7 protein-coding genes are annotated in these 7,717 nt (G+C 38.4%); all 7 read left to right on the top strand.

Translation table 11 applies throughout. The features are described 5' to 3' along the window. Nucleotides 1-109 precede the first annotated feature (109 nt). A complete protein-coding gene (locus WC724_03780; protein MFA6078104.1) occupies nt 110-718 on the top strand; it encodes a hypothetical protein in 609 nt (202 codons plus the stop codon). After that, nucleotides 715-2,112, top strand: coding sequence for a hypothetical protein (locus WC724_03775; GenBank protein MFA6078103.1), 1,398 nt, complete (start codon nt 715-717; stop codon nt 2,110-2,112). The genes WC724_03780 and WC724_03775 overlap by 4 nt, the downstream gene beginning before the upstream one ends. Before the next feature lies 1 nt (nt 2,113). Beyond that, on the top strand, nt 2,114-3,517 hold the full coding sequence (locus WC724_03770) for a hypothetical protein (GenBank protein MFA6078102.1): 1,404 nt from the start codon (nt 2,114-2,116) through the stop codon (nt 3,515-3,517). Nucleotide 3,518: 1 nt separating this feature from the next. Continuing rightward, nucleotides 3,519-4,589 carry a hypothetical protein gene (locus tag WC724_03765; protein MFA6078101.1) on the top strand — a complete coding sequence of 357 codons (1,071 nt, stop codon included), beginning with the start codon at nt 3,519-3,521 and terminating at the stop codon, nt 4,587-4,589. Nucleotides 4,590-4,619: 30 nt separating this feature from the next. Further along, the gene (locus WC724_03760; protein MFA6078100.1) at nt 4,620-5,648 is read left to right on the top strand and encodes a peptidoglycan-binding domain-containing protein; all 1,029 of its coding nucleotides are present in this window, start codon (nt 4,620-4,622) and stop codon (nt 5,646-5,648) included. A gap of 4 nt (nt 5,649-5,652) precedes the next feature. Beyond that, nucleotides 5,653-6,948, top strand: a complete 1,296-nt coding sequence (locus WC724_03755) for a hypothetical protein (protein ID MFA6078099.1) — start codon at nt 5,653-5,655, stop codon at nt 6,946-6,948. A gap of 1 nt (nt 6,949) precedes the next feature. Then, on the top strand, nt 6,950-7,717 hold a 768-nt coding region (locus tag WC724_03750), incomplete at its 3' end, for a hypothetical protein (GenBank protein MFA6078098.1).

Below are 7,717 nucleotides of genomic sequence, written 5' to 3'. Positions count from 1 at the left end.
GCTTTTATCATTAACCTTAGTGGTGCAGTTCAATGTAGTGGATTCTGTCGTTATCGAATCATCGGTGAGTAATTAAAATTTAACCAACAAAAAAATGGAAGCAAAATGGATGTTACAACATAAAAACGTAATGGAAATGGAAGCAAGGAAAAACAAACTTCTTGTTGAAATTGAACCTCTCAAAAAAGAAAAAGAGGAACTTATCGCTACCATAAAAAAATTAAATAATGAAGTTTTCGTTCATCGTAAAGACTACGACAAAGTTACTAAAGATAGAATTGAAGTTTGTGATGTTTTAGATGAAAAGAAACTATCCCTTGAGGAGAGAAATGATTTTTTGAACAAAAACAATGTGGAACAATCTTCCCGATTGAATACTTTGGAAACTTTAAACAAAAAACTCGAAGAAGCAATAAAAGAAAGAGAAGATGAGGAAAAGTTTATTATTTCTGAAATAGAAATACAAAAAAGTCTTCTTAAAACACTCAAAATTTCAAAAGAAAAGGAGGAAAATGAAAAAAGAATTGAATTGAGACAACTTATTGAAGAACTTGCAAAATCAAAAGAGGAATTACACAAAGTAAAAAAAGAAACCGCAGAAGAAAAAGACCATATTTTAGAGGAAAATAGGTTGCTTAACATACGAAGGACAGATATGGAGATTTACGAATCTCGAATGAGAAAGAAATATCCTAATGAAATATTTATACTACAATGATATTACTTCCAAAATTACGCACCAAAACGGGTGACAATATAGGTGTTGAATTGTTTATTTCACACCCCGATCTTGAAACCGATTCAACATTTATTGTAACAGACGTAGCGTCTGGAGTCACAACATTTACTGTAGAAAATGGTTTAAAGTTTTCAAACGCAAATTATCTTGTTGTTGGTAATTTTGGTTCTGAAAAAGCTGAAATTGTTAAAATTACAGGCACACCAACGGCGACTTCAATTTCTTTGACAGCTGTTACAAAACATCCCCACAACCGTGGTGAAAAACTGCAATTCATTCCATATAATCAGATAATTTTGGAATATTCGACTGACGGAACAACGTACGGAGCTCTCACAACGCTTGATATACGAGCAGACTCGACAGAAACCTATTATAACCACACAGCAGGACTCTCCACTTACTACTACAGAGCAAGATTCAGTAACGCAACAAGTGCTGGCATTTCTAGCGACTCTGACGAACTCATTGCGACAGGATATGCGGAAAATTCCGCCGGTGCTATAATCCGCGACGCTCTTATTTCAACTGGAGAAAAAATGGACGATGAAGTATTTACGAAAGAGTTTCTGTTACGAGCTTTAGATGAGGGACGTGATGAAATAGATATGCACGAACAAGCGGGAAGGTGGTCTTTCCGAACAGAATTTGATTTTGACGCGGGCGATTGTATTCCAGGAAGAAACACGTTGACACTTCCAACTAATTTACGCGACTTGGAAACCTCCAAACATATTCTTTCAGTAAGAATAGGAAAAGACAAACTTCCCCTCGATTGGTCTGATAAGATAGAGATGAATACTTGGTATCAAGGTGTTGCCCATTCAACATTGAACGGTGCGATACTTGCAGGAGCGACATCAATTCTTTTGACTTCTTCAGGAGATTTTGATGAAAGTGGTGCAGTGGATATTTCCGCAGAAAGTATTACTGAAACATTGGATAATGTAGACTACTCCACTAATACAGAGTCAACAAAAACACTCGGAACAGTTACGAACGTTGCAGTGAATCACGCCAGTGGACGGGATGTTTGGCAAGGTGCTTCATTCGGAGTACCGACTGCTTATACAGTAGATAATGGTGTTATGACCTTTAATCAACCTTTTGACGACGATACTGCAGGAGAAAATATTTATCTTGATTACTATAAGAAAAAAGAGGTTGCAAACAGTTTCGGAGATACACTCGATGAGAATTTCTACCGCATTTATCTTCCTTATATGCGTTATCGATTAAAATTGCGTAAAAATCCATCAATGAATATTCAAACCGACCCGGATTATATCGCGTGGGTACAAAAAAGAGAGGCACAGATTTCAAAAGAATTTGGGGGACAAAATTTAAGAATTAACGTAGACGTGCCTTGCTAATATGGAACAGCAACAATTACCGATTCAAATAGGTCAACTTGGCATCGTACGCGAAAAAGCGGTCGATGAAACTTCAGCTTCACCTGATACGGTTGAGTTGGCAATTAACCTAAACTTTGACTCAATCGGTTCGGCAACTTTAAGATCGGGAATAACACTTCTTGGAGCACAAATTGCAAGTGGAACGACTCTAGGAATGGAGAACTATCGAAACAATGCTGGTACGGTGTATGGACTTCTTGCTAAAGTAGCAAGTACTGTCTATAACTTCAATGGAACTGCGTGGTCGTCTGTTCGTACGGGTCTTGGAGCGACTTCAAAAGCACGCTTCACAAACTTCCTTGACCTTACTTATATGGTGGACGGTAATGGTGGGGCAAACGTCGCTACATATAATGGTTCAACTTTTGGAACAACAAATGTTGGATCACTTCCAAAAGGTGATTATATTGAAAATTATCGTTCAAGAATTTGGGTAGCCAATAAGGCAGCAGACAAAGTTTATTATTCGGACATCGTATCAACCTCTCAAACAATTTCCGGCGGTACTGATTTCATTCAAGTATCACCTCAAGACGGAGAAAGTATAACAGGACTCAAAAGGCACTCGCGCGCACTCCTAGTTTTTAAACAAAATCATATATACAAGATTTATTCAACCACCTCAGCTGACCCCGACCCTGCTATTTTTAGAGGGACGTATTCACATGAAAGTATCGTGGAGGCGAAGGATGGGATTTACTACCACCACCCAACAGGCTTTTATAAATTCGTATTTGACGGCGAACAACAAGAAATCTCGCGACCAATAATTGACATTGTCGAGGCGATATCTCGTTCCAACTACGAAGATATAAGTGGTTGGGCTGATAGCGATCATATTTTTTGGAGTATCGGAGATATTACATTGAAAGGAAAATCATATACAAATGTTGTATGTCGCTATACCATCTCAACTCAAGTGTGGACGCTTTATTCTTATCCATCACAGTTCAAAAATTTTGCACTTTACGACAATGGAACTCTTTTAAGAATTGTTGTTGGAGATGAAAGTGGAAATGTTTTTGTTTTTGACGACGGATTGACTGACAATGGAACACCTATTTTTTATCACATCGAAACACATCCACTATACTTCTCACAAATAAAAATGAAAGAAAAAAGTATTGCTGAGGTGTCTGTTCTTCATAAAAATTGCCAAGGAGCAAATGCAACCTATCAAATAGATGACGGAGAAGAAAAGAAAATCGGCAGTATTTCAAAACCAATCGTCCAGGCGTTTACTACTGATATGAAGTTCAAAAAAGCTCGATTTAGTTTTACTGGAAATAGTAGTGGAAGCCCGCTAGTATTTCGTGGGTGGGAAGTTTTAGGACTTCATTTAACTGGTGAAAAGAAAAAATAGTATGACTGATGTTTATTCATTCTTAGATAAATCACTTTATAAACTCACTCCTCAAAAAGAGGCGAGTTCTTCTGTTGTTGATCCTTCAAATATTGACTCGGGACTTTCAACAGGATTTTCTGAAATGGTATCTGGCGGAATAAAACAAGGAAAGCATTATTTTGATAACACTGAAACTGGTTTTATTCTTGGAATAGATGACGACCTAGCAAAATTCTACATAGGTGATACTTCAAACTATCTTAATTGGACAGGTACCCAACTGATAATTTCTGGCAACATTACAGCAACAAGCGGAACAATCGGTGGTTGGACGATAGGTGCAACGTCTCTTTCTTCGCCGTCTTCGTCTTTCTCTATCGGTTCAGGAAATTCGATATTCAAAGCAGATAGTAATGGTATTTATCTCGGAAATGCAACTTTTGCAGACGCTACATTCTCGGTAGATATGACTGGAAATACAAACGTTTCAAGTTTGAAGCGTGATGATTTCCACTGGTTCACACCATTTGAAAGTATAGATGGGTATACAAAGCCAGCTGACGGTACAGGAAGTAACACATTAAGCGAAAAAGTTATTTTAACTACGGGTACTTCAAATAATGATACAAATTATTTTATTAAGGAGGTAATGACAGCAACTTCATCGAATTTTTCTTGGGATAAAAAAGGTAGTGGAAAGTTTTGTATTTCACTACAAGGAACTGTAACCAATACTCAACTATGGATTGTTAGAGGAAGTTTAGTCGCCATTGAAAGTAAACATATAGGTTTCAGAGTAGAGGACGGTGTTGTTGCTGGTTTTGTGGGAAATGGAACAAATTATGCTTCGGTTGATTTAGGTACTACTTTAGTAGCTAACGATATTGATATACTAGAATACAGACTTAATCCTGATGTCGGATCTGTTTCTTTTTATATAAACGGAGTACTCAAAGGTTCTATTTCACAATATGTACCAACAGGAGCAGGAAGTCCGTCAAATTTTCTTATAAACCTAACGTGGCTAAACTATACGGGGGCCGCCAAAGTAATGTGGTTAAATTGGATTGACTTTTGGCAAGCGAATTAAAAATTATTTTATTAAATTATCAACATTATTATGTATCCACAAACATCACTACAGCCCGGACAAACAGGAAACTCTGTAAAACAGTTGCAAGATTATCTTGTATCTCAAGGATTTTTAACTAAAGAGCAAGTGAAGACTGGGTATGGGATATATGGTCCACAAACAACGCGAGCTGTAAAAAGTTGGCAAGAAACAAACGGGGTGGATAATTCTTCTGGTCCCGGATATTGGGGACCTCGTTCAATTTCAACTGCACAAAAAGTAGGCTCAACAAGTCAACCTACGCCTGATTATACTGCTCCTAACCAAACTATTCCTACTCAAGAGCAAGTAAACCCAGAAGACGCTCGAATAAAAGCTCTTGAAGCGGTCGTGGCGACAATTCCTTCTCTCAAAGAGGCAAGTGATATTTTACGGTTACAAATTGATACTCAAATAGAACAAGGAAAGAAAGTGAATCCTGACCTTACCATTACTCCCGAACTTGCTCAAAAATTCGTAGACCAAGCGTCTTCGGAACTTGACCCATACTATCAAGAACTCATAAACCAACACAAACAAGACCTGACGATTTCTTTTCGTCAAATGCAGGAGGATTACACGAAGCAAATCGAAAGAGAACAACCTGCCTTTAAACAAAGTTTAGAAAATCTTGACCAAACAGAGGCAAATCAAGGGATGGCATTTTCAAGCGGACGCGTTGCTCGAGAACAACAAGCAATCCAAGGCGAACAGCAAAAACTCGACGACCTCTTTACAACAAATCAACGAAGCGTTGAAAAGACCGGACTTGCAAGCGAGCGCGCAATCGGAAGTCGCAACTTTGCCGACCTTGGGATACCGACACTTCAATCTTATTCCGCTTCACGAAACACTATCGCACCACGAGGTGAATTAACTCCAAGCGGTTCACGAAGTTTATACACTCCTCAAACTGGACTTTATGGAACACTCCCCGCTCAACAAAAAGTAGACATCGCTCAAAGAACGGGAGAATTAACTGACATCGAACAAAATAAAAGAATTTTAGAAGCTGGTGGTTTAACAAGAACAATATAAATATATGGTAAACACTTTTGTAAAAAAAGATGGAAATTTCACAAGAACTCTTCCACCAACGAATTTAAATGAATACTACCAATCGCAAGGTAGAACACTCCCGTCGGTTTCTGAACGAGCGACTGCTTACGGTGATCAAAATTATCGTGGAACAACAGAGCAAAACACCGCACAGCTTCAAAGATTACTTAATCCGACACCAACTACTACAGCGACACAAACGCCACCACCTGCACCACCACAGAGCCAACCAGTCACTACTGAGAAGCCTGTTACGGACAATCCTTATGACGCTTTCAATGAACTTTTACAGATTTCACTTAAAAAAGCACAGTCTGTCAATTCAACAGACTTATTGAAACAACAACGCGAATTACAACGACAAAGAATTGCCAAAATGCAAGGCAGTGTTTCTGCTACACCAGAAGAAGCACGATTTCTTTCTCCTTCACAACAATCCGCAATACGAGGTGCTGACGTAAAACCTATTGAAACAGCGATTGACGCGGTGCAGTACGACATTGAAACAGCAAATCAAACAAGAAAAGACTTGATCGAGCAGATAATGTTCGCTCGTGATTCGGGAAATAAGGCAAGAGAGTCAGCTTTGGAAGCGGAATACAAGAAGGCGGACCAAGAACTTAAGAAAAAACAACTGACGTTAGACGAAGCAAAACTTACTGAAACGATACGAGGGAATAAGGCGAGCGAAGATATTGCTAGGAATAAAGCGAGTGACGTTACAGAAGGAGGCTATAATGAAAAACAAAACAAGATAATCACGACGTTGAATGATAAGATTTCAAAGAACGCTACCTATGCCTCAACCGTTTCAATGGCTAAATATGGAAATGGCGTAAAGGCGGCACTTTCTCAGAGAACTGGAGTGGGAGACATAGCGGCAATAAACCAGTTCCAAAAAGTAATTGATGAGGGTGCGGTAACAAGAGACCAAGATGTTATCTTAATCCAGTCTGCTCAATCGTTGATGAATAGTTTACAAACTAAAATCAAAGGACTTACAAAAGGTGAAAAACTTTCTGAAGAACAAAGAACCCAAATAAATAGCATACTTGATAGTATGTATGTATCACAGGTTAAAGCACTGGAAAAAGACCCATACATAATGGCAAAAACAAAAGAATTACAGAACTCAAATATTGATCCGAAGGATTCTATAATCGGAGAGCTTGGAGCTTTTTCTGGCGAAGAACCTAAAACAATAGAAGATTATCGTGCAGAATTTCCACAAGCAACAACCGAAGAATTAAAAGCTTTAATGGCAGAAGAACAACAATAATATGCCAACAATAAGAGAACAAATGGAAGCAAAGTACGGAAAGACCACTACTCCTGTTGGGGGTGGTTCTGTTCGTTCTCAAATGGAAGCAAAATATAATACTCCTGTTCAGCAACCAGTAGATCAATCATCTGGTATTGCGGGACGTGCTTTGAATAAATACAATACAAAAGTGGCAGACTTTTATGGCGGAAAAGAATCTCTTGGATATAAAGCAACTTTGCCAGTCAGAGCTGTAGCTAGAACGGGTGCCTTTCTTGGTGATATGCTTACTTATGGAACTCAAAAATTTGGTAAATCAACTGCAAAATATATACAAGCTCCTGCTGATGTAAAACAATACACAAAGGAAACGGAACAAAAAAGTACCCTTCAAAACTCAATTATTCAGAATATAGAAAAAAATAAAAAACTTGGTCTTGATACCTCACGACTCGAAACTCTACTTTCAGAATCTTTGAAGTCACCTACTCCAAAACTTGCACAGGAATCTACTGAAATACTCAATAGACCTGTTTCGCGATACTTTGGTGAAGGGTTGCAAATGGGAACGGATATTGCCGGACTTGGTTCGTACGGAGTGGCCGGAAGTGGTGCAAATTTTCTTTCTAAAGGTGTAAATCTAACAAAAGCTACGAGTAAGATTCCTTCGATCGTTGGCGCAGTTATTCCAAAGGCTCCAACAGCACTTGGAATACTCAAAAATACAGCTATTAAATCAGCAACGGGTGCCGCGATTGGAGAAGGGTATGATATAACACAAAACATT

The sequence above is a fragment of the Candidatus Paceibacterota bacterium genome, from assembly GCA_041661305.1.
Classification (GTDB): domain Bacteria; phylum Patescibacteriota; class Minisyncoccia; order Phycocordibacterales; family VMEP01; genus VMEP01.
The sequence above is the reverse complement of the archived record's forward strand: the minus strand, read 5'-3'. Positions and strand labels throughout refer to the sequence as shown.